Below are 24,987 nucleotides of genomic sequence, written 5' to 3'. Positions count from 1 at the left end.
GCCAGACCGGTTTTGAAATACTACCAGAAAATGCATGCAGCTCTCCTGCGCTATTCGATGTAAATCGCCGGCTTGAACGGTCTCGCGCCCTTTGCCCTGGATTTGGGGTCGTATTTTGCCGCGTCCTCTTCCGAATAGACTTGCACGGAGGCGTCTCCTGCCTCAAGTCCTATCAGACTTGCAGCATCAAGGACTGATGCGGCCTCATCAAAGGGCCCCTGATTCGGACCGGCTAGCTTGAGCCTCCTTTCGCGGGCCTCGACAGGCGCTGCCAGGATGTCGTCCATTATCTTTTTGACAAGGTTTGGATCCGTTTTTGCTTTAGAGGTCTCCGGGTCGGCTATGATCGCCTTCATTAATTCTCCAAAGTTCATCTTGCCTGCATGCAGTTCCCCCAGGGCCTTGACGTAAACCTTGACCTTCCATGGCGATGCGACATACACCACCACTTTCTTGGCGTTGATTTTGGCGACCCTGAGAATATTCTGGATGTCTGAAATCATGCTCTGTGTGAGAAACTCGGCTTCTTCGGCAACCAAGTTTATCCTAGAGGGCTCGGGCACAGGCCACCCGGATTTCTGAACAAGGTCGCTATTGCCCATTCGCTGCCATGCCTCGTCTGCCGTAAATGGCGCAAACGGCGCCAGCATTTGAACCTGGGTTTCGCAATATTGCCTCAGGATCTTGGCCATGCCGGAATCGCGCTTGTTCCTGCCCTTTGCAGAGGCCCGCTTCAGATACCATCCCAGATCCGTTTCCAGCACGTAAAGAATAGTGTGTATGGCCTCTCTTACCCTCAGTTTTTCCATCGAGCGGGTGGTCTCTTCCTTGTGCTTCTCAAGCCTGCTTGCGAGCCACAGGTCTTCCGGCTCTTCCCTGCCTTCTGCTGCGTTGCGTTCGGCGACGCTTGATGCAAGGTCGAGTATGCCTGACAGCTTGTACTTTATTCCCCGTAAAGCGTCGAAGGAAAAGTCAGCGTCCTGCAGCAGCTCTGCTGACACCAGCATTGCCAGCCTGATAGGGTCTGCCCCGTTCTCCTTGATGGCGGCACGCAGCGGGATAATGTTCCCAAGCGACTTGGACATTTTCTTTCCGTCCATGAGCACCGAACCGTTTACGACGATTTGCCTTGGCCACTTTTCCGCTGGAAATATCGCCACGTGGTTAAAGATGAAAAAAGACAGGTGGTTTGGAACCAGGTCCCTGCCGGAGTGTCTCGAGTCTACCGGGTAAAAATACTTCAGTTCTCCACGGATCCTTGCGACCAGCTCCTGGGGCAGACCGTTCTCTTTGGCGACAGCTGAAAGGCTGCCGGAGCCAAGCATCACAAAATCAAAAAATGAATCGTGCAGGCCATCTAGTGAGCTGGATGCAAGCTCGCCCGCATTGACATATTTTGCGATGATATAGTATGCCATGTAGATTACAGAGTCAGAAAGGCTTTCGATAATCCAGTCTGGGTCCCAAGGGAGCTTTGTGCCAAGTCCCGACCTCCGGGCGCAGGCGCGCTCCTTTAGCCAGTCAATAACATAATCAAACTCGCCTCTGATTTCTTGCGGAACAATATCCATCCTGCCGATGCACTCGTGCGCCAGCGACTTCCACTCCTTGTCTCCGTAATTGAGGAACCACTGGTCCGTCAGTATCTTGACAACGCATTCTGCACCACACCTGCACCTGACGGGCCGGTTTGCCAGCTCGTACATGATCTCGGCGCTTCCGCGGCTGATCAGTTCGTCTTTTATCTTCACCTTGGCCTCCGAAACAAGAGATCCAGCATACTGCCCCGCCCTGGCGTTCATGACGCCCTTGTAGAACTCGTGAGAGTATAGCTCCGTGGTGGCTTTTTCTAGGACGTCGCCGGCTGCTGACTTGGCCTGAGAGATTGCCAGTTCCGCAGGTATGGTCTCGCCCGCGTAGCTGTCCGATTCGATTACCTTGACCGGCTCTGCCACAAGGCCCAGTGAGTACTTTGCCCGAAGCTCGCTGTCGCTGCGCAGTCTGCCCAAGGCATCAAAGTCATACGGGGCGTGCGCTGGAACGGACATGACTATTCCCGTCCCGCTTTCCTCCTCGACAAAGTCCGCCGGGTAGACCTGCACAAGTTCACTGTTTATTGGGTTTATGACCCGCTTGCCGACGATATCGCCTCCCCTGATAGTGCCCACAATCTCGATCTTGTGATTGAGAAATTCGAGTTTTCTTGCGGCCTCTCTGCTAACAATCCACTCCTCGACTTTGTCGACACGCGCAAGCACATAGTCGACGTGCGGATTAACCCAGAGGTTAGTCACGCCAAAGAGCGTCTCCGGCCTGAGAGTTGCGGCAGGCATTATCCTTGGCCTCTCATTCCCGTCGCCTTGCTGTTCTAGCCTGAATTTTACCAGTACATACTCGTTAAAGTCAGGCTCCACGTCTCCCATGGTATCATGCTGGCTAACCGGATTCTGGTCATTCGGGCACCAGCCGACCGGATGCGAGCCCTGAACGATCAGCCCTTTCTTTTTCAGGGTTCTGAACTGCCAGGAGATAAACTTGGAGTAGGCAGCATCAATGGTGGTAAACTCACGCCGCCAGTCGATGGAATAGCCCATCTCCTTCATGCCCTGTTTGATCTCGTTGTGAAAATAACTCGCAATCCGGACAGGTTCTACGAAGGTGGCGACTACACCGTCGTCGAGCTCGTATATCCTGCGAAACGTTTCAAGCAATTCCGCGTCGCCGGCAGCGACTCTGCGAGACATGCCAAGGATGGGAGTCCCCGTATAGTGAAACCCCATCGGGAACAGTACGTTGTATCCGCGCATGCGCATAAAGCGGGCATGAGCGTCAGCCAGGGTGTAGGTGCGACCGTGTCCGATATGCTGGGGCGAATTTGGATATGGGTAGGCGACGGTCACAAAGTATTTTTTCCTGCTTTCATCCGGTTCCGCTTCAAACAGCCGCTCAGAGTCCCACCTTGAAATCCACTTTTTCTCAATTGACTCCCAGTCAATCTTTTTCTGCTCACTCAATGCTATCCACTGCCCTTCGACGGCTATCCGCCCGCAGCCTTTTCTGCTTCTTCCATTGCACTTGCTATTTTATCCCGGCATTTTCCGCCGCCCTGACCAAATCTTGCGTCGCCGCCGCCCGAGCCCCCAAGCGCTGCAGACACTTTCCTTGAAACATTTCCCGCGGGAGCGGTCTTTCTGGCTTCAGTGCCGGAGAGCACGATCACGCGGATTCCCGCGTCCTTGAAAATCAGTGCAACGTATACCAGGTGGGGATCGTTTGCTATCGCCAGCTCGCCGACGGCGATATGGTACTCCTCATCGAGCTCCTCGTCGACTACGCTGTAGAGAGTATTACCTGACGGGAGCTTTCTTGCCTCGGAGCATGCTTTCTTTGCCATTTCGCCGGCAACGCTCCGGATAACAGCGCGGGCTTTTCTCTTGGCCGTCTCGCCGGCCTCAAGGGTCTTGTTAAGAGATTCAACTACTCTTTCCCTGCTCGATCCAAGCGACTGCGCTATGCTGGCAAGCTGGTTCTCTTGATTCTGCACGTAGTTGATCGCTGCTTCGCCTGCGACAAATTCCAGCCTCACCACGCCATCCTGTATTCTCTCGGACTTGGTTATCTTTATGAGACCGATCTCTCCTGTTCGGGAAACATGAGTCCCGCCGCATGCCTCGATATCCCATCCTTCGATATTGACGATCCTCACGTTATTGTTGGGCACCACGCCTCCCTGATAGATCCGGAAGCTGAAAGACTCCTCAGCCTCGCCACGGTCATACGTCTTGATAACGACGGGGAGGTTTTTCCTGATTACCTCGTTTGCCGTTTGCTCTATTCGCTGGACCTGCTCCTTGGCAAGGGCAGAATGATGCGTGATGTCGAGCCTCGCGTAGCCCTCGTCCTTGAATGCCGAGTTTTGCCACACCCAGCTGCCCAGGTTGCTGCGCGATGACGAATTAATGACATGCGTCGCCGTGTGATGCTTTGTAATCAGGCCGCGCCTTGTTGCATTAACAATGCAGCGGAGTGCCTGTCCGGCTTCAAGTTCGCCAAATCCCTTTGCAGCGCCTTCAATCTTGTGCAGGACAACGTCAGCCTGCTTGGTCACCTCGACTACCTTGAGGCTCCCGATAAACCCCGTATCCGGCTCCTGGCCTCCTCCGCGCGGGTAGAATGCCGTCTGGTCCAGCACCACATACTTGCCGTCGATTATCCGCAGTACGGTCGCGCCAAAGTCCATCATTGACGGGTCTTCGTAGTAGAGAAGTTTGGTCGGGGGCAGTCCCTCAATGGAGCGGGCCGAAATCGCGGGGCCCTGGGCAGCAGCGGCGGAATTGGCGTGGAGCTCTGCAAGCTTTACGTAGAAACTGGAAGGAACGGAAGCTATGACGCCCTGTTCGACAAGAAAGTCTGGTGTGATGCCGTCTGATTCGTAAAGCCTGACAAGGTCCTGAACCGCGAGTTCTCCACCCTTTTTTGAATTCTTGAGGGACACGGCAATGGCATCCATGCGCTCGCGGGATCCTTCGTACCTGCTCGATTCAAGCTGGAGTATTGTCCTGGCGTCTTCGCGGTGCTCCTCAAGTTCGGGGTAGATTGAAGACAAATAGTCGATGTGCATGTCTGCAATGTCCTCGACCCTGACGGAGCTCCATTTCATGCGTTCAAGTATCGAAAGCGTCCTGCGCAGGATAACCCTGAGGTTATAGCCACCGCCAACATTCGATGGCAGAGCGCCGTCAGAGATTGCAAAGACCAGGGTTCTGATGTGGTCTGCGGCGGTATAGATCGCCTCGTACGGTGAAACGTGTCTTGAGATTACTTCCTCAGAAAGCCCGATGTCGCGGCTGACAATTCTCCGAAGCTCCTTAATGTCTGCAATAGAGTCGAGTTTGTCTGAGACCGTGGTAAAATACTTGGCAAGGATCTGCTCATCGGAATCGGTGCCTGTTGCCTCGACCAATTTTTTTAGCACTGGGCCAAAACAGCAGTCGTAGCTGGTCGGGGTTCCCATGGTAATCCATGAGAACCGCTCAAGGCCGGCTCCCATGTCTATAATCCTGTTTGGCATCTGCCTGTACTGGTTTTCGTTGCCCTCAAACTCTGTAAAGACTGCGTTTCCAAGTTCAAGCCCGCGGACAAAGTACTCCAGAGAGTAGCCAAAGGCTCCGGCGCCCATCCACACGTCCTCGACGAATGTGATTTCCTCCGGACGTATGCCAAGGCCGTTTGTCAGCATGCCAAAGTCCAGGTCAATGCACCTGTCCTTCCAGTACCCTCCCTCCTGATCCGCGTTGCAGGTCTGGCCAATCATGCAAAACCCGGTGTAATGGCGGCCGCTAACACCCACGTTCTCAATGTCGTTGAACCGCAGGCACATCTGCGGCACCACTAGCGGGTTGGCCGGCAGCTCGAACACGATCTGGTTGCCGACAATTCTCTGAAAGTCTACAATTGATGCAATGGTAAAATACAGGTCATCTCGCCAGCGGCACACGACGGGATATCGCCGGACTATCTGGTGATTATTGTCCCGAAAAAACTTCTCAGTCTCCTTCCAGGCCCCCACGTAATCCAGGCGGCGGTCGGTTGGAGGAGCGCCGATAAAGGAATACCTTTCATGATCAGGGCAGGACAGTCGCTGTGAATCTAGCGACCAGAAGAACTTGTCGCAGAGATTGCAGCGGCGCCTTTGGAATCCGAGCCTGTCAAATAGCGAGACCCTGTAATACCTGTCGGGGTCTGCTGCAAAGAGCGCGGCTAGTTCTTTCTTCCCCAATTATGGTTGTAAAGCCACTCTCAATGCCGTATTAATCCTTTCTTGGAACCCGCGGGCTCTCAGGCTGCATGAGTAATACGTCGAGCCTGCTTTTTTCAGATTGAGTCCGACTGGTGTCGATGTCGAGGATGTAAAAAAATAGGATTGGCTTTAAAAAGATTATATAATATTCATGTATTTAACCAGCATCTTTGAACCTGAAAGATGCCAACGAGATTTTTCGCCGGGCCATCATCAAGTCATATTTTGAGCCAGAATTGCTCAAGATGGATTATCACAAATCGGCCGGCGTCCGGCATCCTGTGCTCTCCGATGATGGGCTGACCAGAGAAGATATCTTGCACCTTTTCTTCGACCTTTCAACTGGAAACGACTATCCGGACGGCGACGAATGGGTCAGCGTAGAGTACCTTCTCCCATATTCCATAAAACTTCCAGATTCGCTAAAGGGGCCGGACTATTTTACGACTCTTTCGATAGGCGACGGAAAGCACTTCTGGCGGCATCGGGAGCTTGTTCGATTCAAGTACGGAAAATCAAAGAAACTTGCCGAATCGCTCGAGTTCATGGACAGAAAGTACAAGGACCTCGTCAAGGCAATAAACGATTCAAAGATAGTCGACCAGCTGAAATAGCCCGCGCAAATACTTCAGAGATGGCTCAAGGGACCTTGGGCTAGGCCGAAGGCCGCCAGGCTTCCGACGCGAAAACGTATTTTCTGCCGTCCTTGCCACTCGCGACGCCCGGAAACCACTTGAACGATGCTTCGTCAAAAGAGTACCAGACCTCGAGGGCGTCCTCGGGAAGCCCCTTCAGCTGCAGTGGCACAATGTCAACCAGGTATTCCAGCTTTTCAATCCCCATCTCGTAGGGCCTGTCTGATTTGGAGAGAAGGGGAAACATGACATGAGGCCGCTCGGACATGGCAACTCCTTCAAACTGAACGTACGTCTTCAGGCCCTTTCGCCCCCTGCGTCGCTTGACATCCTTGAGCACGCCTTTTATCCGAAACCAACTTTCCATCGAAAACTGCTGGAAAAAGGCCTCTCCGTATGGGAATGGAAAGTGTATTTCAATCATGCTGACATAATCGGATTCGTCAGGCCGGAGCTCTTCCTCCTGCACAACAAAGGTTCTTCGAAGAGTGGCAAATATTACCTCAATCTCCCAGGGAGACACGCCGTAGTGCCGGAATATGGCAGCATCGCTCGACAATCTTGATTTACCCGGCCGCCATAGCTAGGACGTAACAACCCATAAAGGATTTTGCCCCGTGGCCGTCGACTTGAGGCCGCCCTGTCAGTGAAGAATTCCCGTGAACTTTAGCAGGTAAACCAGCGACAGAGTTACGCAGTAGCCCACCATGTGCTTCCATGAAACCGGCGGTAGCGAAGGTCCCCTGAGTTTAATTTGGTGGTTGTCGATAACGCTCGTGATATAGTCGCGCACCTTGGCATTCCAGATCCTGTACTCGATGGAATGCTTCTTCAGGAGCGTCTCAATTTCGTAAATCACCGGCACTCTCACAGACCTGATGTGCTGGATGTATTTGCGCGATATCTCAACTTCTGCCTGAATCGCGATCAGGCCCTGCTGCAGCTCAAGAAGCCGGACATGCATCTCCCAGGGCTTGCTCAGCCTCTTTGAAAAGCCGCTACCGATCTGCGTCGGCTTTTTGTTCTCTAGTTTGACGCTCCGAAAGCCTTCCTCGATAAGCATCCTGATAATCTCATCCTTCTTGGTCTTGACCATCAGGCTGAGATGGTCCAACTCGATTTCCTCTTTTCGAATCAAGTCCTGCAGACCCCTGACGATGCTCGTTCTGGGATAGCTAGTCAGAAATTCAGACATTAAGAATCCTGCTTAAGTTTGTTCCATTAGAGGCAGTATTAAAACTCTATGTAAGCCTGTCTTTGGACAGTTTTCTACCTCACCTTTACCAGATCTTTACGCGCGCTCAGGTAAATGTCGACCTCAGGCGCGACTGCCATGTCCTTCCAGGTCAGTTCCCTGTCCGTCCAGACTACGTGTACTCCTCTCGCCACGACTGCAGGTACCCCCTCGTTTGATTCGCCCATCAGGGCCACGCCCATGGTCGCCAGCCCGTCCGAAGTTGCCTTCTGGGTGACTCTCAGGCGATTTCCAAATAGGTCCATTTTCCCGCGCATGTCCTCGACCGGCTCAAATCCTGAAACCGCGATGGATACCCCTGTTGTTCCCACACGAGTCGGCATGAGGCGGCTGTCAGATATGACAACACCAGTGCGGATTCCAAGTTCCTCAGAAAACCGCTGCCGCAGGAGGCGCGCGCTTTCAAACGGTTTTCTGGGATAAAGGATTGCATAGCCTCTTGGAACGTTTGACCTGTCGATTCCTGCATTGGGCGCTATCATCCCGTCTTTCACAGCAAGTACAAATCCGGGGACGCCTCTCAAAAGATAGTCCGCCTCCAAAAGCACCAGCTGTGCCATTTTCGCATCCATGCTCGCCTCTTTAGCCAGGCTGCGCGCCCGGGCAGTAGGTACTATGCTTGAGAGCTTTACCAGTGCGCCTTCGCTCATGGACACGAACTTGCTTGAGACGATGAGGATGTCATCAGCCGTGAAGTCAAAGCCCTTTGAAATCGCATCAAAGAGGTCGAACCGGCGCTTTTTGAGAGGGACCTTGATTGGGAATAGTTGTATTGCCATGCTGTCGCCAACCGTGACTATGCTGGCTTACGTTTCATTCTTTTGGGTCGCACCTCTCAAAAGGTATTAATCCGCCTTGAGCAAGAGCAGTCCTTAGACGCAAAGGAAGTTGTTTATCTCATAATGACTGGAATGACGATTACCGAAAAGATACTCGCCAGGGCTTCGGATAAGGAAAGGGTTTCGCCGGGCGATGTCGTATTTGCACGAGTGGACAAGGTGATGATGCACGATGTCTCGGGGCCAGGTGTGATAAAGGTATTTAGCGAATGGGAAAAAAAGGGCATCAAGCTTGAAAAGGTCTGGGACCCTGACAGAGTCTGGGTAACGGAGGATCACTTTGTTCCCGCTGCCGACCGAGTCTCTGCTGAAAACGTTATCGCTCTCTCAAACTTTACCAAAAAGATGGGGATATCGAGACACTTCAAGTACGGACTGGGGCAGTATGGAATATGCCATACGCTGTCGCACGAGGAGGCCATGGTGCTGCCGGGCGAGGTCTACGTTGGCGGCGACTCTCATACCAATACCACCGGCGCGATGGGAGCGTTCGCGGCAGGTCTTGGACACACCGATGTCGCATACGTCCTCATGAATGGCGAGATCTGGTTCAAGGTGCCTGAAACCATGCTCTTCAGGGTCAACGGCCAAAAGCCCGAATACATAATGGCCAAGGACATCATTCTGCAAATCATTGGCAAGATTGGGACCGATGGCGCTAACTACCGGGCCATGCAGTTTGCCGGCGAGGTAATCGACAAACTGGGCATGGAAGAGCGGCTGACCCTCACCAACATGACGACGGAGGCAGGAGCCAAGAACGGCATAATCGAACCAGACGAAACCACGTTCTCTTATCTGCGCAGCAGAACCAGCGCGAATTACGCGCCGGTCAGGGGGGACCCGGACGCTCACTTTGACGAGGTGATGGACATTGAGATCGAAAAGATGGAGCCTACAATTGCCAAGCCGTTTTCTCCGGGAAACATCGCGTCTGCAAGGGACGTCCAGGGAACGGCGCTTGACAAGGCCTACATCGGTTCATGCACGGGGGCAAAACTCGACGATCTCCGCGAGGCTGCCAAAGTGCTCAGGGGAAAGAAAGTAAAGATCCGAACCGAGGTGCTCCCGGCGGCGCAGTCGATCTATGCCAAGGCTGTCAAGGAAGGTCTCGTCGAGATCTTTATAGACGCCGGAGCCGTGGTCGGACCGCCGACCTGCGGCGCATGCTGCGGAGCGCACATGGGAGTACTCGGCAAAGGCGAGGTATGCATCAGCACGACTAACCGTAACTTTCCCGGAAGGATGGGCCACGTCGAATCAAAGACCTACCTTGCATCGCCGCTCGTAGTCGCTGCATCAGCTGTCAGCGGCAAAATCACGGACCCGAGGGACATTTCGAAATGAGCAGTTCTCTTCTCAGGGGCCGGGTTCACAAATACGGCAGGGACAATATCGATACCGACGTCATTATTCCAGGCCCGTATCTAAAGATCCACGACCACAAGGAACTCGCAAAACATGCGATGGAAGGAATTGACCCCAAGTTCTCTGAAAAGGTGACCGAGGGGGATTTTGTTCTGGCCGGCTCGAACTTTGGATGCGGGTCAAGCAGAGAACATGCCCCGATCGCGCTGTCTCAAACAGGCATCAAGGCGATCCTTGCGCCCTCATTTGCCCGCATTTTCTACAGAAATGCAGTGGACGGCGGGTACCTGCTTCCAATCGAAATTGACAGCGCTACCCTAGAAAAAATATCCGACAAGGACGAGCTTGAAATCAACCTTGCCAAGAACGAGATTACGAATCTTACAAAGGGCCGTGAGGTTTATGCAATGAAGCCATTTCCGGACCTTATCGCAAAAATAGTCGCGGCTGGCGGACTGCTCCACTACAAAAAGACCTAGCAGCCCTGCCTGTCTAGTGCCCTATCTTTTGACCCACTCGTCGCCCTTTTTCTGGTACTCGTTCTTGACAGCTGCCCAGGCGACCTTGTGTGCAACCTGCTCGCTACTCTGCGACTTGCCTCCGCGTCTTTTTGACGGATTCTTATACTCCCGCAGGGCGCTCGCATGCGCCTTTTCGTAAATATGCTTGGCGTGCTCCGGGAGGCTGTCTATTCTTTTCTTTGTCGCCGCCGACAGCTTTGGGCTTGTGCGCCTCGTCGATCTGGCAGGCGAACTCTTCCTCCGGCTAACTCTCGATTTCTTTGCCGCGCGGCTCTTGCGCGTACGGGTAGAGCCTGATTTGGAAGCCATCTCTATTTGTCTAGAGATTGCTCCTCATGATATATAACAAGAAATCCAGACCACTGATCCGATGGGCAGAAAGGGCGTACTTGAGGAGGTACTGAGCCGGGCCATGCATGCAGACGATCCGTCGCTCTACACCGTAACATATCGTAATTTTGAGAGCCTGCTTGAAATCCCGCTTGCCGAGTTTATCGAGCTTTCTGAAAACTTTTCAACGATTCCCGCCAGCAGGATCTATAAGGTAAAGCGGCAGGATAAAGTCCTGTACAGCAAGGCCACGCGCTAAGGACTCGCAAGTGACGCGATGGAACAAAGCACCTACTCGACGACCCAGCCTTCGGGTAGCATTGAAACGCCTTCGTCGCCTGTTGCGGTGGCGTACCTCAAAATCGTGTCGTTTTCTTTGGCAGTAACGGTGGATTGGATAATGGCAAGCGACTCTCGCTCGCGCTCTAGTCCTGCGAGGTTGGCCCTGCTCGTACCGCTTTGTTTGCAGAACGCGCAATGCTCGTCGAGCTCTGCCGTTTCAATGGTTCCCTTTTGTCCAATCGAGAGGAGCGGGTACGCCCTGCACGCAAGCGGGCGGTCCTTGTAAATCCTGCACTTGTAGCCGCCGTGAGGTGAGCGCTCGGCGCTGGCCGTGTCGAGGAAGGGGCAGAGCCTCCCGTCGCCTCTTTCGCCCATCATTTGAAAAGCAAGAATCTCCGGTTCGCCGGAACCTGCCCGGCCTGGGATAACGGCGAGCCTCGGAATAATCCTGACTGTCATTCCGAGTCTTTCTGCCTCCGCCTCAATGGCGGTCTTTTCATTGGGGAGCAAGAGAACGCCAATCCTTCCAAACTGCTCGGTCGGAAAGTACTCGCGCTCTATGCAGCAGTCGGAGCATCCTTTGACGCACTGGAACGCGGGCGGCGATGACTCATGACTTTTGCGTGAGTTCAATCTTTGTTCACCCGGATGCATGCGGCCTCGGTGCTGTCGGGCAAAAGCTCGCTCATGTTTAGAAATTTCACATCGTAGACTGATTTGCTCTTTTTCAAGAGTTCAAGGTCGTAACCCGAATCGCCTTTTTTTGAGTTGGGCTTGTATATCCCAAACCTCACTATCGCCCTCTTTTCGAAGCCTTCCTTGAAGCGAAGGTAATTGTCGGAAATCTGGACCTTTTTAGCAAATCCTGTATTGTCGCCCGTATAGTCAGAACCCCCATAGAGTATGAACCAGTAGTAACCGTCTTCCTCCACAAAGCGCATCTTTATCTTGTCGTCGGGCCACCAGTCAATCGTCTTTTTCCAGAGCCGATGCGCTTCCTTCTTGTCCGACATGAGGGGAAACACGTTCATAAAGACATCATGATACCTGTAGCCAAGTCCCACAAAGTCTTTGTACCACGATGAGGGCGCGGACAACCGGTTCTGAATTGTCAATTCCTTTATAAAAGTCTCGGGTTATCGAAGCTCTCACTCATTTTTAGAGCAGTCGTCGATTCGCGGTTGTTGTGTGAAGAGCTATATTACACAATGTTTATTATTCTCCCAGCAAACCCTAGACACTGAGATGGGCGAGGTGTACCGCAACAGCGTGACTATTGTTGGGGATGTTCTTCGCATTGCAGACGAATCGGGCATTTCTGGCGTGAACCTTACCTCGCTGCTACGCAAGGCCAATTTGTCATACGGGAGGCTCGCAAACGTCGCCTCAAAACTCATGCAGGCCGGGATGATGAATGAGGAAGTGCAGGACGGACAGCGCATCTACCACATTACATCGAAGGGCAAGGAGTACCTCTACAGGTATCGCCAGTTCTCGGAAATGGCCGACTCATTTGGCCTGAAACTTTAGTTTTCCCGCTAGCCTTTTTCAACTGCCTCTATGTGGCAATTGTGCCCCAGATGGTTCTTCGCAAGCTTGGCTTCCTCTTCCTTTGTAATGGGAAACTTTTCTTCAAGAAGGTGCTGCTCGCCGGTTTTCTCAAGGACCACCATTTTGCAGTCGTCGCATACGAGCTGAAGCGTGATTACGCCCATACCACTGGGAAAAGTCTGCCGATGCTATTTAGATGTTAATGCAGCTGGATCTCAGGATCCAAACATGCCCTTGATCTTGCCGCTGAAAAGCCCCTTGCCCTTCTCTTTGGCCTCCAGTTCGCCAAAGCACTGCGGGCAGAGAGCGCGCAGGTTAGCCGGCCGGTTGTCCTTCTTTGATTTGTTGATGTGCTCGAACCTTGGCTCCACGCTTGGGCCGAACTTGACGGAGCATTTCTGGCACCTGTTGCGTGCTCGTTCCAGGACGGTTTGTCGGATGCTCAGGGTGAGATGTTCGTACTTTTTCTTATCATAGCTTGGAGCATCTGATGGGCCTCCAAAAAAAGACACAACTGCTATCTGGTGCTGCTCGAACTTAATCCTTGCTGCACGCTAGAGGATTTTGGTGAGCCTGGCAACGGTGTAGACGTGGTCCTTGAGGTCCTTTTCGTAAAGTGAGTCCATCTTGTCGATTAGTATCTGCCGTGAATGCCTCCGATCCTCCTCTGATGAGGCCGTGAGCGCCGAAGCAAAAATCTCCGGCATGTTCTCCTTTATCCAGCCGTCAAGAACCAGGTACCGGTTCTGGTTTATCCAAACCACTCTTGACTTGGACTCGCTTACGTTGTCATTGAATCGGCCGGTTTCAACATGATCTATCAGCAGAAAAATGCAATTGTTAGGGTCCGGGTTTGACAGGACTTCCGACGAGCGCGAGCCCGCCCTGCCCGCCCTTACCCGCTCGACGACACCGCGGGGGAATATGTACGTGCCAACAACGTGTAAGTTGCCCGACTCCGATGACTGAACTCTTCCTATCACTATCCTGCCAAAGTCGTCCGCGCCGTCTTTATGTACGACAAAAACGTAATCTCCAGCCTTTATCCCCTTGCGGCCAAGGCCAAACATCTACAGGGTAACGCAGAGGCAAATTATATTAATACTTGCTGCCGGCACGCTCTGACAATCTTGACAGAACTCGAATTCGATGCTCGTAAATCTCACCGGATTGGTCAAAAAATCGGGATAAGATACAAAAATTACATTTATTAACGCAATGCGCCTAGGATAGGCGGCTGAATTTATTGCACAAGTTTGACGATCTCGACATGCGAATCTTGTCCGAGCTGACAAAAGATGCCAGCGTCTCCGTACCGAGGTTGAGCAAAAAGCTCAACATCAACGCATCTGTTCTTTACAGCAGGATTAAGCGGCTCACTAAGCGCAGTTTGGTCAAGAAATTTACTGTGATAGTCAATGAAGGCATGCTAGGGATTAACGTCAAGGCGACGGTTGGGATAAATCGTGACCCCAAACTGAAGGAGTCGATTCACTCTGAACTATTAAAAATCCCCGAGGTCCGGTCGCTTTCAGAGGTCACGGGAAGGTTTGACATGATAGTAAGCGTGAGCGCGCACACGCTCGAGGAACTTCACAACGTAGTCATCGAAAGGGTCGGCAAGATTGAAGGGATCCAGAACACCGAGACGTTCGTCGAGATGCAGCGGACGGACAAGGAACCTAATTACAGCGCCCATGCATCGAAAGCACAATAAGCCAATTTTTATATACAGCGTGGCACCCATTCGCCACGTAACGCTACCTTGGCAATGATAGAACGCAAAGTAACCGAAATATTCCAGACCCTCAGGCTGGCAAAGAAGACAAGCAAAGACGATTACATCCAGCACCTCAGGCTTGTAATCCTCGGGATTGCTGCCGTAGGAGGCATCGCATTCGTCATAAAGCTGCTTGCGGAATTCGTCACCCTGGGCACCCGTGGAAGATAGGCCGCTGCCTGTATTCGTCGCTGGCACTATAATAATTAAAATAGCCTTTATGCCCAGTACGTTTGCATGGAAAGTACATCTCGCAGCGCCTCAAACAATCTTGTTCATGTAACTTCAAAGTCTTGGGACTCCGAAGTGCTCAAGTCTGACGTGCCGGTTTTCGTTGATTTCTGGGCAGAATGGTGCGGGCCATGCCGCATGGTCGGGCCGGCGGTCGAGCAAATCTCCAAGATGCTCGCAGGCAAGGTAAAGGTTGCAAAGCTGAACGTTGACGAAAACCAGGAAATCGCACTGAAATATGGCGTCAGGTCTATCCCGTCGCTTGTGCTCTTCAAGGGCGGCAAGGAGGTCGGCAGGACCGTGGGCGCTGCTCCGAAAGAGGCATACGTCAAGTTCATCGAGACTACACTGGCAAAGGCCTAGGCCCCTATTCTTTCTTGCCGACGTTGTGCAATAGCCGCGGATGTATACTATTTCGAACTGGACTGAAAATTATGAAATGATCTTAAGCTCGCAGGACCGCGCTTACTATTCCTTCTCTGCTGGCAGAAATCGTGCCTGATTTGCAGCACGCTCTAAATCCAAATTGTTCAGCTAGTATGTTAATGGAAATCAGCGCGCGGTGCCAGCAAAATATCTGCAGTCTGTGCGGCGCCCTGGCAGACTATTCGAAAGGCAGCTGCCGGTCGTGTGGGAACGAAATGATCCTCGAGAGCACCCAGTAGGGGTTTGATTCTTGCTCGCGGAACGATATTATTCTACTTCACTTATTGAAACTGCGGAGCGGGGGTCGCCTAGCCTGGTAGGGCGTGGGATTGCTAATCCCATGTCTGAAAAGACCCGTGGGTTCGAATCCCACTCCCCGCGCTGAGTTAGTCTAGCCTTCAATGACTGCGACATTCTGCAGCCGGTAAAACTTGGAGCCACAAGGGCCTGTTCGTGATGTTCACTCAAATTGCTATGAACAACGGGGGAGCGCTGATCAAAGCCACACCATCACGGCATTTAGAATTTCTTGGTGCGCATAGTTGCAGAGTGAGCACAGCACGTTCTGCAGCGCTGACGGGTCGGCTAGCGCTGAAGCAGGCCTGTGGTGCTATTGAACCAGTAGCCGTTGGACTTGCACTCATCGATGACAGCCTTCAGCTGAGCCGGGTCGACATGCTCCCTTGAGGCAATCTGGTCAGTCGTCTGATTGGTCACATCTGTCCTCAGCTGCATGCAGTTCTGCCTCAGATTAGCCTTCAGTGAGTCTATTTCTTGGTTACTCGATACAGTCAGGGCACCCAAGTAATAAAGAAAAATCCCCATCACCGGAATTGCGATTGCGAGGGAAACGACAAATGCAATCGTCGCGCGTTTTTTCATACCGACCGGTTTCAAACGGCACTATAAGACGCTTGTGACCAAGCAGTTATGCTGCCAGCTTTTATCGAGAGGCGCCGGGGCAGCAAAAACCCAAGCATTGTTATTTGCGTTTAGCGCGTATACTATGACGTATAAAGTCTTGAAATCGGATCAAGTCTTTCAAATTAGGTACACCAACAACCTTCCGCTGGTGGTCATGAAGGTTATAGACGCCGGATGCAACAAGTCTTTTGCAGTCGACGCCCACCTGGACTTTGCATCAACAATGACCATAATTCCAACGAGCATTGCCGAAGAAATGAATCTGTCATTTGCCGGGAGCGACCAGACAGTAACTGGCGCGGGCATAATCGACATGCCGTATTACGAGGTTTCGATTGAGGTGTTCGGCGACCTATATGAGAACATGCACGTTGGGTGTCTGGAGCTTCCCGACCAGACGCCGTCTAAAGCATTGCTTGGAAGAGACATCCTGGATAACTACAAGGTCTGCCTTGACGGCAGGGCAAAGACTATTACAGTAAGTTGCTGACTGGTCTAAAGACAGCTGCTTTGCTCACATTATCTCCCAAAGCACAGCCCGGTCGGGCTGCTCGTCAGGCAGTTATTGTCGATGAATGAATTGTCATTTACGCTTGGCAGCAGACCGAATGCATTGTTAATGTCAATGTTGTTCGACACAAACGCGTTGCGTGCAAGTTGGTTGTTTGTGCTCTGGGAATCGAGGATTACGCCGTTGTTTGCGTTTTGATTCAGTACGTTGTTGTCAATCGTAAACCCGTTTGAATCGGATAGCGAGATCCCTTTGTCCTTGTTGCCTGTGACTATGTTGCTTGACATGTTTCCCGAATTACTTGACTGCGACGCAATTCCGGCCTTATTGTTCATGATTAGATTTCCGTACAGGACCGTGCTGTTGGTCGAAGAAAGCCCGATTCCGTTGTTGTTTGATTGGAGTATGACCCCGACCACGGAAGAGCCCCTGCCGCCGGAAATCGCTACACCCTTGTCGAAGCCTCTGATTACACCGGGTCCCAAAATCCTTACGTCTGCCTTGTTTGTAATCCCTATGCCCTTCGAGTTCGAGGGGTTGTCCTTTGTTATTCCCATCCCGGTGATTGTATAGCCGTTCAGGCTGATGGTTATCCCGTTCGAAGCAGCAATAAACGCACTGCCGTTGCAAATGATGTTTGACGTAAGCGTAGTGTTTTTGAAGATTTTCTGTCCACAGGCACTTGATTGCTGTGTCTCTGCCTGCAAAGTCTTGCTCTGATTGACAGACTGCTGACCAAGGGCGTTGTTCAGCGACTGCGCAGCAAATATTTCACTCTGCAATTTGGCAGAGGATTGCTCCGCGGTTGAATTTGCCGCTGCGCTTGAATTTACGGGGCGCTGAGCCTGTGGCGCGTTTTGAGAATTACTTGGCTGCGACAGCGGGTTCCCGGTAAACTGCTTTGAAAAAATGTCCGGGCTGAATGGAGTAGCGGGAGAACTTGATTGCGCAAACGCGGTGCTTACGATGCCCGAAGCAGGAACGAGAAGCACTAGAGAAATTCCAAGCAACAAGATTATGCCGGTTACTTTAAGGTGGTTGAATCCGTCTCTCACAAAATCCACCTCTAAACAATACTCGTCGGGAAAAATTGGTGCCTAGCCTTGCCCAGACCGTGGACATCCTGAAAAAAAGAAAGGGCGGAAGAAGTCATTCTCTGACCTCTGCTTATCTGCCTATGCACAAGCCGCCAGGGTTGCTGTTGAAGCAGTTGTTGTCGTGCATGCTGTTGTTGTTGATGTTAAGCGGCAGGCCGTTTGCGTTGTTGATGTCCACGTTGTTGCCAAACACGTTGTTAAATCCGATGTTGTTCCCGCCACTCTGAGAGTCGACGAACACGCCGCTTGAGCCGTCGCCGATGATGTTATTCGTAGATACTCCCATGTTCTGCGTGTTTACAAGTACTACGCCTGACTGCGCATTGTTATTGATTATGTTGGACGAGACGTTGCCACCGCTGCTAGACTGGGACGAGACGCCTACATTGTTGTGGTTTATGAGGTCATCCTGGATGAATACTCCCTTGGTTCCAGTAAGCGAAATGCCATTGCCATTGTTCGAGATGATCACTGCTGTGACGTTTCCTCCGCCAGGTCCGCCGGTGTAGTCGATCGCTGTTCCAAAGCCGCTAATCACGCTCGGGCCTATGATTTTGACATCTCCCACGTTAGGGATTATGATGCCTCTGGTTGAGGTCCCAGATCCCGGACCGGTGATAAAGAAGCCATTGAGATTGATTGTGACGCCGTCGGCTCCGACGATAAGTCCGTCGCCGCTGCAGTTCAGGTTGGCTGTCAGCATGACATTGTGCTTGATGACCTCTCCACAGACTGGTTGCGAGCTGCTGCTACTGCTCTGTGCCGAATTCACGGCGTTGGAAACCGCGTTGGAAAGGGCCGTGACATTTGCCCCAGTGCTGTTTGATGGTTGTGCCATTGCATTCATTGTCGTTGTTTTCGGTATCATTGCAGCTACTGCTAGGAAAACTGCAATCGTGCCTATTACATATGCCGTATTCTTCTGCATCGGCGGATCGGTCCAAATTGAGTATTTATGGGTAGGTTAGCCTTTTGCTCATATACAAAGGGGTAATCTATTTCGGTTTAATGAGCGAGCAGGATCTGGGGTGGAAAAATGCTGTGGTGTGTCTCATGTAAATCCACCGCGTTTCAATGCTTTACCAATATCCTATCCGCGATTATTCTGTCCTTTGCCTGCCGGTTTGCAAGCCGGATCTTTCCATATCCGACACATTTTCTGGTGAATCCGAGGAAAAGCTAGTGAGAATCTATAGCTGTCATTAATTTTGAATTCGTGCGGTTTGCTTCTGTCTGCCAAGCGATATGTTAAGGGAATACAAGGAAAAACGCGACTTCACAAATACTCCGGAGCCCAGCGGTGACAGGAATCTTTTCCGGGAAAAATCAGCGCCTCTCCGTTTTGTAATTCAAAAGCATTCGGCCAGCAGGCTCCATTACGACTTTAGACTGGAGACCGCTGACGGGGCGCTAATGTCGTGGGCCGTACCCAAGGGATTGTCGCTTGACCCGAAGGACAAGCGCCTTGCAGTCGAAACTGAAGACCATCCGCTAAGCTATATCAATTTTGAAGGGACTATACCCGAAGGAAACTATGGGGCAGGTACCGTCATTGTCTGGGACACGGGACAGTACGAGCCGCTCGGCGATGAGATACGAAAGCAGCAGGCCACCGGCAGAGTCCGATTCATCCTGCACGGTCAAAGGTTCAAGGGGGAGTATTCCATGATTAGGATGAAACGCTCCGCAGACGGCGCCAAGAATCAGTGGCTCATAGTGAAAACAGCAGATAAATTTGCGCATACAAATGACTCGGACGCCGGGAGCCTGACTGGTTCAATCAACACAAGGGACTCCGCCGGGCGCGATAAATCACATCAGCGTCAGAATGCTGGCACACGCTCAAAAGGTAGGCACTCCGGTAAGCCTGGTTCGCGCATTCCGTCTTCGGTGCGGCCCATGCTGGCGACTGCAATAGACCAGCCATTTGACAGCAAGGACTGGGTCTTTGAGGTAAAATGGGACGGAGTGAGGGCGGTCCTTTTCTATGACAAGGATGCGGGCGTCGTAAGACTGCAGTCCAGAAACCAGAGGGAGATAACATCCAGGTATCCCGAGTTGATACGCGAAGTGGATTCTTCAATCCACTGCGATTCCTCGGCGGTTCTGGACGGCGAAATAGTCGTGCTCAACGACAGGGGAGTACCGGATTTTCAAAGCCATCAAAGTAGGATGAATCTGGACTCAGAACGCGACATCGAGCGCTATTCCCGTCAGCTGCCTGCAACCTATTTCGTATTTGACATCCTCTATCTGGACGGCCGCAGCCTCCAGAAACTGGGCTTTGTGCAACGGCGTAAAATTCTCTCAAAAGTAGTTCAGCACAAATCCAACGGTCATTCGCTTATCAGAATATCTGATTATATTGAAGGTGACGGCAGACAGCTCTTCCGAAACGCCGTTGAGGAGGGACTCGAGGGGCTGGTTGCAAAAAGAAAACAGAGCACCTATGAACAGGGCGCGCGCTCCTCCGCCTGGCTCAAGATAAAAGGTGTCTTGACCCAGGATTGCGTGGTCATTGGCTACACGAAAGGCGAGGGAAACCGGGAAGGACTGTTCGGCTCGCTTATTCTTGCGGCATTTGACAGCAAACTGAATCGATTCCGCTTTGTCGGGCATTCCGGCAGCGGCTTTGGAACGCAGCAGCTTCGACAAGCGCTCAATGTTATGTCCGCTCTGAGGGTTGAGGCGTGTCCAATAGGAGACGTTCCTCATGTCAACAGGCAGGCAGTCTGGCTTAAACCGCGTCTTATCGCGGAGATAAAATTTAGCGGCTGGACGAGGGAGGGCATTATGCGAGCGCCAATATTTCTCCGCTTCAGAGACGACAAGCAGCCCCGGGATTGCACGCTTGATTCTCCAGCTGATTTGGAGAAAGTCCTTCAGGATGCAGCTGAAAGCAAAGATGATGCAAGGGAAATATCGATAGATTCCCGGCCGGCTAATGCGGCCCAAGGAAGGGCAGCGCCCTATCTTACCAATTTGAACAAGGTCTTTTTCCCGCAGGCACCCGGCGCGGGAAATCCGGCGGGCCTTAGAAAAAAAGACCTAATAGACTACTACCAGAGCGTCGCAACGCATATTCTGCCTCACCTCCGCGACAGGCCTCTTTCCCTAAAGAGGTACCCAGACGGGATTAATGGCAAGTCCTTTTTTCACAAGAACTGGAACCAGTCAAGGCCGGAATTCGTGGATTCCATGACAGTCTATTCTGACTCGCGGGGAGACGTTATCAACTACATCTTATGCAATAACGTGGACACGCTTCTCTGGCTAGCAAACCTTGGGTGCATCGAAATGCATCCATGGTACAGCCACGTTTCTGACAGGTCTGCGTGTGCCAGCCACGCAGCAGCAAAGCGGGAAGGTGCGGCAGATGATGGAATGCTGGACGAGTCCAAGTGCGGGCTCGCAAGTCCGGACTTTATCGTTTTTGACCTCGACCCTTACATCTATTCGGGCAAGGAGCGTGCAGGTCAGGAACCCGAGTACAACAAGAAGGCTTACATGGCGACGGTTGACGTGGCCTTGGATCTGAAGGAGCTTCTCGACAGCCTCCATATCGTGTCGTACGTAAAGACCAGCGGCAAAACGGGACTCCACATATTCATCCCTGTTGTCCGGTCCTATACCTTTGAGCAGACTAGGCGCTTTGCCGAGGTGATCGGGAGAATGCTTTTGGCGAACGGAACCCGGGGAATGACCATGCAATGGAACGTGTCGGAAAGAAAGGAAAAGGTGTTCTTTGACTACAACCAGAATGCGCGCGGCAAGACGGTCGCGTCGGTCCTGTCCGTCAGGCCCACTGCAGATGCGACGGTATCTATGCCTCTGGCATGGAACCGGCTCGAAGAAAGACTTCCGACAGACTATACCATTCTGACGGCACCGGACTATCTGAAAAATTATGGAGACCCCTGGCGCGATATTTTCGATCACAGGCAGGATCTTTACGGGCTGCTAGTCGGGACGTCAGACGTCGCCTGAGGGAGTCAGGTGCCTGAAATCGCTATTTTTTGCCCCTGCCGGACGACGTCTTTTTTATGCTCGCCTTTAGCGCCTCTAGCAAGTCTGGGGTAGGAGAAAGCCGGCCTTCACCTTCGGGAGCGACCAAGACCTGTCTGCCCTTGGCTTTTGCCTCAATGAGTTTTTGAATCTCTTTACTATATACGTCGGTATACTGGCTCGCATCGAACCCGTTTGCTGCGAGCTGCTCAACGAGGGTCCTGCCAAGCTGCATCTCCTTGTCGTCAGTCTTTGTCCTTTCGCTTGCCGCCTCACCGATGCCCTTTATTTCGTCGATGGGCCGTATCTCGTCAATGTAATGAAGCACATGCATTACAATTCCACGCTGGTAAGCCCTCAGCGCAACTATCTGCTCCCTGTCGCGCAGGACGACCTTGCCTATTCCCGCCTTTTTCGTGTTCCCCAGAATGCTGACGAGCAGAGAATAGGCCTTCTCGACTCCCTTCCTAGAGTCGGGGCCGACGTAATAGCTCTTTTCAACAAAAATCGGGTCCAGCTCCTCCATGTCAATAAACTCACGGATATCGATTGTCTTGGTGCTTTCGACCCTGACGGCCCTCAAGTCCGCCTTGTCTATCAGCACGTAATTGTCCTTAGAAACCTCGTACCCTTTTCTTATTTCGTCGTAGGGGACCTCCCTGTTCTCTACAGGACACCAGCGCTTGTACTGGATCCTGTGGCCGTTCTTGCACAGCTGGTTAAAGGAAAAACTCCTGTCCTCTGTGGCGGAATATAGGTTGACCGGTATATTGACTAGTCCGAAAGAAATGCTGCCCTTCCAAAGGCTCCGAGCCGAACCCGCCATCCAGCTTACCTTGAGCTCGATAATGAATTTAATGCCAGCTAAGAAATAAAAGCTAAGGGTTAGCTGGAGCTAGAGCTACAGCTCATTATCTGGCTAAAGCGTTGTGAAAACTTTGGTGCTTCTTCGGGGACCCGTCCACCGCTTTGCCCGTATTGCAGGCGCATACGGTCGGCCTAAGTTAGGTAAAAAAATACTGATTATTTTAGTAAGAAATATTCTACATTAGCTTAAAATCCGTTCCAGACAACTTACCACTTGGTTTGTCAACGGCAATGCTAGAAAATTCAAAGACCCCGAATTCCGGAGTGTATCACTGCACTTGCAGCGGATGCTCCCATGATTCCAGGACTTCGTGCATCGAGTCCCAGTGCTCATGCTGCGGCTTGGAGCATGCTCTTGCAATACTTCACCCTGAAAATTCCCACGACTTGGCCGCCCGCGAAAGCGAGTTTGCAGCGGAAGCATAGACTCGACAAAACATCATCGCCCGGCCGATCAAACCGCAACTATGGCAAATAGTCATAAGCAAGGAGCGCGATTAAAGACTCGTTGAGCTATCGAGAGATTGAGCTGGACAATACAATGCCTCTTGACGCACTGCAGCTCCGCATCTTGAAAATTTTAAAAAAACAGGCCAGAACCGAGAAGCGGTTGTCAAAATTAGTCGAAGTGGACCAGTATGCTCTTTCTTCCATCCTCAATGACCTTATGCTGTACGGCTACGTGGATACCGTCCACAGGCGGCGCATGAGGATTATCAGGAGAACCTATTTCATAATAACGCCTGCTGGCCTTGCTGCCCTTCAGCGCAGCCTCGGTACTTTTGACAGTATCGTCGAGTTTGTGCGGCAGCGTGCGGGAATTCTTGCGGAATCCATCGCTCATGCCCACCCTGCGCTTAGGATGGCATACGGCACATACAAGCTATTGAGATAACCTGTATAGGTGCACCGCTCGGGGCACGATTTCCCTACTGCGGCAAGAGTCTCCTGGTGTCACGATAATTACATGCAATCTTTGGCGACATAGAGCCGAACTCCATTAACCATGTTAGTTTCCAAGGTTTCGCAATTTCTTAAATCTGCAGGCAGCTTACTGTTGCCGACAAAAAATGTCAGCAAACAAAACATGGAACGCACGAAAGGCGACGCTGGCAGCAGTAATAGTCGCCGCCGTATTGGGTTCAATTGCCGCCGCGTCTCTTAGCACGGGGCAGGCATTTGCCCAGCAGCAGAATGCAAACAATACGAACAACAGCACGAGCACAACCGGTGCAGCCACAGGCGGGAATGCAAAACCAAACGTTGACGCCAAGATAAAGAGACTGATGGCCATGGAGGACAGAGCGGAACGAAACCTGAGATGGAGAGGCCTTACGGAGCAGAGCTACAGTCTGGTCCCCGGAGTGAAGGTGCTGGGAGTCGTTGAAAAGTCGGCGGACACCGTGTCTTTAACTCTCGCCCATGTGTCTGCTTCTAATACAAACGGAACCGAAACGGCGATTGACAACAGCCCTGTGACCCAGAACATCACCCTGCTCTCAGTGGCCTCGCACTCGATAAAGAACCCGGCGTCACACCTGGATGGCAGCATGGTAATTAGCTCTGGCTGGTCCGGCGTGCAGACCTTTGATCTAAAGTTGGCAGGAAGCCACTCGCTGTTTGACTACCACCTCATAAGAACCACGGTCGCAGAAGAAACAGGTGCATCTAGTGGCTAGGAACTAGAACGCAGGAAAATATTCTGCCCTCCTTGACAGGCGGGCGGCATATCCTCTCTTTTTAATTCTGACTTTTTTCCTTTGACGGTTGTCGAGCCTTAGGGTCTTTTCCGGAGCTTCTGCTCGCCCTGACAAACCATATGACAAAGCCCAGAACTGCTGCAGCCGCGGCCAGGTCAAGGTAGATTGAATACTTGTCAATATTCTTCCAGTTTTCACCAAGCTGCATGCCGACAAAAGTCAGCATCGAATTCCAGATAAGCGAGCCGACAAAAGTGTATACCACAAACCGGCCTATCCTCATTTCACCAATTCCTGCCGGCAGCGAGACATAGGTTCGCACACCCGGCAACAGCCTACCAATGAAGGCAGTCCTGTCACCGTACTTTGAAAACCAGCCTTCGACGGTTCGGAGGTGCGACTCGCGGAAAAGCACATACCTCCCGTACCTCAGGATCAATGCCCTCCCCGCTTTTAATCCCAGGTAGTATGTAAGGACAGACCCGACAAGATTGCCAAGGGTACCGGCAAGCACCACTGCCCAGGGCTCGAACCTGCCGGTGGAAGCAAGGTAACCTGAAAACGGCATTATAATTTCGCTTGGAATCGGAATGAGGGCGCTTTCAAGTACCATCAGCCCAAAGATCCCGATATACCCGAGGCTTGATATCCAAGAAGTGATCGCCGTAACGAGCGGCTGCAAGAGTTCGAGCAGGGCCATCGGCTGCACATGATTCGAGTCAGACGTATTATGTATTGCTTTGGTTACAATCTAACATAGACAAGTTTTTGCACATCGAGCTTGAGTTGACATTCCAATTCCTGTCGGGAATGGGGGAGGACCCCCGCGGCCTGAACAATCAGAATGCGTTGGCTACATCAAGCG

General features: G+C 52.0%; 29 protein-coding genes and 1 tRNA gene. 14 read left to right on the top strand and 16 right to left on the bottom strand.

Annotated features, from left to right (window positions below; genetic code table 11):
* Positions 1–50: 50 nt before the first annotated feature.
* Together leuS and alaS are read right to left on the bottom strand one after the other, a co-directional pair.
* Positions 51–3,014 carry a leucine--tRNA ligase gene (gene leuS, locus ABI361_03065; GenBank protein MEO9319633.1) on the bottom strand — a complete coding sequence of 988 codons (2,964 nt, stop codon included), beginning with the start codon at positions 3,012–3,014 and terminating at the stop codon, positions 51–53.
* A 23-nt stretch (positions 3,015–3,037) separates the two neighbouring features.
* The gene (alaS, locus tag ABI361_03060) at positions 3,038–5,779 is read right to left on the bottom strand and encodes an alanine--tRNA ligase (GenBank protein MEO9319632.1); all 2,742 of its coding nucleotides are present in this window, start codon (positions 5,777–5,779) and stop codon (positions 3,038–3,040) included.
* A 191-nt stretch (positions 5,780–5,970) separates the two neighbouring features.
* Between alaS and ABI361_03055 the strand changes: the two genes are divergently transcribed.
* Positions 5,971–6,414, top strand: coding sequence for a hypothetical protein (locus tag ABI361_03055; GenBank protein ID MEO9319631.1), 444 nt, complete (start codon positions 5,971–5,973; stop codon positions 6,412–6,414).
* 40 nt (positions 6,415–6,454) lie between these two features.
* Here the strand turns inward: ABI361_03055 and ABI361_03050 are convergent, their stop codons facing one another.
* The 3 genes from ABI361_03050 to cofE all read right to left on the bottom strand — a co-directional run bounded on the left by ABI361_03050 (position 6,455) and on the right by cofE (position 8,469).
* On the bottom strand, positions 6,455–6,994 hold the full coding sequence (locus ABI361_03050) for a hypothetical protein (GenBank protein MEO9319630.1): 540 nt from the start codon (positions 6,992–6,994) through the stop codon (positions 6,455–6,457).
* An 84-nt stretch (positions 6,995–7,078) separates the two neighbouring features.
* The gene (locus ABI361_03045; protein MEO9319629.1) at positions 7,079–7,630 is read right to left on the bottom strand and encodes a hypothetical protein; all 552 of its coding nucleotides are present in this window, start codon (positions 7,628–7,630) and stop codon (positions 7,079–7,081) included.
* Positions 7,631–7,704: 74 nt separating this feature from the next.
* A complete protein-coding gene (cofE, locus tag ABI361_03040; protein ID MEO9319628.1) occupies positions 7,705–8,469 on the bottom strand; it encodes a coenzyme F420-0:L-glutamate ligase in 765 nt (254 codons plus the stop codon).
* A 132-nt stretch (positions 8,470–8,601) separates the two neighbouring features.
* Between cofE and ABI361_03035 the strand changes: the two genes are divergently transcribed.
* Together ABI361_03035 and ABI361_03030 are read left to right on the top strand one after the other, a co-directional pair.
* Positions 8,602–9,876 (top strand): 3-isopropylmalate dehydratase large subunit, encoded by a 1,275-nt coding sequence (locus ABI361_03035; GenBank protein ID MEO9319627.1) that lies wholly within the window; start codon positions 8,602–8,604, stop codon positions 9,874–9,876.
* Positions 9,873–10,376 (top strand): 3-isopropylmalate dehydratase small subunit, encoded by a 504-nt coding sequence (locus tag ABI361_03030; protein MEO9319626.1) that lies wholly within the window; start codon positions 9,873–9,875, stop codon positions 10,374–10,376. The genes ABI361_03035 and ABI361_03030 overlap by 4 nt, the downstream gene beginning before the upstream one ends.
* A gap of 21 nt (positions 10,377–10,397) precedes the next feature.
* Here the strand turns inward: ABI361_03030 and ABI361_03025 are convergent, their stop codons facing one another.
* On the bottom strand, positions 10,398–10,727 hold the full coding sequence (locus ABI361_03025) for a ChaB family protein (GenBank protein MEO9319625.1): 330 nt from the start codon (positions 10,725–10,727) through the stop codon (positions 10,398–10,400).
* A gap of 61 nt (positions 10,728–10,788) precedes the next feature.
* Between ABI361_03025 and ABI361_03020 the strand changes: the two genes are divergently transcribed.
* The gene (locus ABI361_03020; protein ID MEO9319624.1) at positions 10,789–11,007 is read left to right on the top strand and encodes a DUF504 domain-containing protein; all 219 of its coding nucleotides are present in this window, start codon (positions 10,789–10,791) and stop codon (positions 11,005–11,007) included.
* 32 nt (positions 11,008–11,039) lie between these two features.
* On the opposite strand, the gene ABI361_03015 is transcribed toward ABI361_03020, so the two are convergent.
* On the bottom strand, positions 11,040–11,663 hold the full coding sequence (locus tag ABI361_03015) for a YkgJ family cysteine cluster protein (GenBank protein ID MEO9319623.1): 624 nt from the start codon (positions 11,661–11,663) through the stop codon (positions 11,040–11,042).
* Positions 11,660–12,127 (bottom strand): hypothetical protein, encoded by a 468-nt coding sequence (locus tag ABI361_03010; GenBank protein MEO9319622.1) that lies wholly within the window; start codon positions 12,125–12,127, stop codon positions 11,660–11,662. Before ABI361_03010 ends, ABI361_03015 begins: the two co-directional genes overlap by 4 nt.
* A gap of 148 nt (positions 12,128–12,275) precedes the next feature.
* Here ABI361_03010 and ABI361_03005 point away from each other — a divergent pair, with 148 nt between their 5' ends.
* Positions 12,276–12,560: a winged helix-turn-helix domain-containing protein gene (locus ABI361_03005; protein MEO9319621.1), complete on the top strand. Its 285-nt coding sequence runs from the start codon at positions 12,276–12,278 to the stop codon at positions 12,558–12,560.
* 8 nt (positions 12,561–12,568) lie between these two features.
* Here the strand turns inward: ABI361_03005 and ABI361_03000 are convergent, their stop codons facing one another.
* Genes ABI361_03000 through ABI361_02990 form a run of 3 tightly spaced genes read right to left on the bottom strand, consistent with a single transcriptional unit; the run spans position 12,569 to position 13,651 of the window.
* Positions 12,569–12,745 carry a hypothetical protein gene (locus ABI361_03000; GenBank protein MEO9319620.1) on the bottom strand — a complete coding sequence of 59 codons (177 nt, stop codon included), beginning with the start codon at positions 12,743–12,745 and terminating at the stop codon, positions 12,569–12,571.
* 51 nt (positions 12,746–12,796) lie between these two features.
* A complete protein-coding gene (locus tag ABI361_02995; GenBank protein ID MEO9319619.1) occupies positions 12,797–13,093 on the bottom strand; it encodes an HNH endonuclease signature motif containing protein in 297 nt (98 codons plus the stop codon).
* Positions 13,094–13,135: 42 nt separating this feature from the next.
* Positions 13,136–13,651 carry a hypothetical protein gene (locus ABI361_02990; protein MEO9319618.1) on the bottom strand — a complete coding sequence of 172 codons (516 nt, stop codon included), beginning with the start codon at positions 13,649–13,651 and terminating at the stop codon, positions 13,136–13,138.
* Positions 13,652–13,851: 200 nt separating this feature from the next.
* On the opposite strand from ABI361_02990, the gene ABI361_02985 reads away from it, so the two are divergent.
* The 4 genes from ABI361_02985 (at position 13,852) to ABI361_02970 (ending at position 15,399) form a co-directional block, all read left to right on the top strand.
* A complete protein-coding gene (locus ABI361_02985; protein ID MEO9319617.1) occupies positions 13,852–14,298 on the top strand; it encodes an Lrp/AsnC family transcriptional regulator in 447 nt (148 codons plus the stop codon).
* A gap of 54 nt (positions 14,299–14,352) precedes the next feature.
* Positions 14,353–14,532 carry a protein translocase SEC61 complex subunit gamma gene (locus tag ABI361_02980; GenBank protein ID MEO9319616.1) on the top strand — a complete coding sequence of 60 codons (180 nt, stop codon included), beginning with the start codon at positions 14,353–14,355 and terminating at the stop codon, positions 14,530–14,532.
* A gap of 66 nt (positions 14,533–14,598) precedes the next feature.
* The gene (gene trxA / locus ABI361_02975) at positions 14,599–14,955 is read left to right on the top strand and encodes a thioredoxin (protein ID MEO9319615.1); all 357 of its coding nucleotides are present in this window, start codon (positions 14,599–14,601) and stop codon (positions 14,953–14,955) included.
* A 360-nt stretch (positions 14,956–15,315) separates the two neighbouring features.
* A tRNA-Ser gene (locus ABI361_02970) sits at positions 15,316–15,399 on the top strand.
* A gap of 204 nt (positions 15,400–15,603) precedes the next feature.
* Here the strand turns inward: ABI361_02970 and ABI361_02965 are convergent.
* Entirely contained in the window at positions 15,604–15,900 is a 297-nt protein-coding gene (locus tag ABI361_02965) for a hypothetical protein (protein MEO9319614.1), read from the bottom strand.
* Positions 15,901–16,039: 139 nt separating this feature from the next.
* Here ABI361_02965 and ABI361_02960 point away from each other — a divergent pair, with 139 nt between their 5' ends.
* Positions 16,040–16,432, top strand: a complete 393-nt coding sequence (locus ABI361_02960; GenBank protein ID MEO9319613.1) for a hypothetical protein — start codon at positions 16,040–16,042, stop codon at positions 16,430–16,432.
* Between the two features lie 29 nt (positions 16,433–16,461).
* Here ABI361_02960 and ABI361_02955 read toward each other — a convergent pair whose 3' ends face one another.
* Together ABI361_02955 and ABI361_02950 are read right to left on the bottom strand one after the other, a co-directional pair.
* Positions 16,462–17,508, bottom strand: coding sequence for a NosD domain-containing protein (locus tag ABI361_02955; GenBank protein ID MEO9319612.1), 1,047 nt, complete (start codon positions 17,506–17,508; stop codon positions 16,462–16,464).
* Positions 17,509–17,620: 112 nt separating this feature from the next.
* The gene (locus ABI361_02950) at positions 17,621–18,478 is read right to left on the bottom strand and encodes a right-handed parallel beta-helix repeat-containing protein (GenBank protein MEO9319611.1); all 858 of its coding nucleotides are present in this window, start codon (positions 18,476–18,478) and stop codon (positions 17,621–17,623) included.
* Between the two features lie 317 nt (positions 18,479–18,795).
* On the opposite strand from ABI361_02950, the gene ligD reads away from it, so the two are divergent.
* Positions 18,796–21,537, top strand: a complete 2,742-nt coding sequence (ligD, locus tag ABI361_02945) for a non-homologous end-joining DNA ligase (protein MEO9319610.1) — start codon at positions 18,796–18,798, stop codon at positions 21,535–21,537.
* Positions 21,538–21,559: 22 nt separating this feature from the next.
* Here the strand turns inward: ligD and ABI361_02940 are convergent, their stop codons facing one another.
* On the bottom strand, positions 21,560–22,381 hold the full coding sequence (locus ABI361_02940; GenBank protein ID MEO9319609.1) for a Ku protein: 822 nt from the start codon (positions 22,379–22,381) through the stop codon (positions 21,560–21,562).
* Between the two features lie 260 nt (positions 22,382–22,641).
* Between ABI361_02940 and ABI361_02935 the strand changes: the two genes are divergently transcribed.
* The 3 genes from ABI361_02935 to ABI361_02925 all read left to right on the top strand — a co-directional run bounded on the left by ABI361_02935 (position 22,642) and on the right by ABI361_02925 (position 24,101).
* Complete coding sequence (locus ABI361_02935) at positions 22,642–22,848, top strand: hypothetical protein (protein ID MEO9319608.1); 207 nt, start codon at positions 22,642–22,644, stop codon at positions 22,846–22,848.
* A gap of 184 nt (positions 22,849–23,032) precedes the next feature.
* Positions 23,033–23,317 (top strand): hypothetical protein, encoded by a 285-nt coding sequence (locus tag ABI361_02930; GenBank protein MEO9319607.1) that lies wholly within the window; start codon positions 23,033–23,035, stop codon positions 23,315–23,317.
* 175 nt (positions 23,318–23,492) lie between these two features.
* Positions 23,493–24,101: a hypothetical protein gene (locus ABI361_02925; GenBank protein ID MEO9319606.1), complete on the top strand. Its 609-nt coding sequence runs from the start codon at positions 23,493–23,495 to the stop codon at positions 24,099–24,101.
* A 61-nt stretch (positions 24,102–24,162) separates the two neighbouring features.
* On the opposite strand, the gene ABI361_02920 is transcribed toward ABI361_02925, so the two are convergent.
* Positions 24,163–24,822, bottom strand: a complete 660-nt coding sequence (locus ABI361_02920; GenBank protein ID MEO9319605.1) for a DedA family protein — start codon at positions 24,820–24,822, stop codon at positions 24,163–24,165.
* Between the last annotated feature and the right edge of the window lie 165 nt (positions 24,823–24,987).

Source organism: Nitrososphaera sp. (assembly GCA_039938515.1).
Lineage (GTDB): Archaea > Thermoproteota > Nitrososphaeria > Nitrososphaerales > Nitrososphaeraceae > Nitrososphaera.
This window is presented reverse-complemented; position numbering and strand designations above follow the sequence as displayed.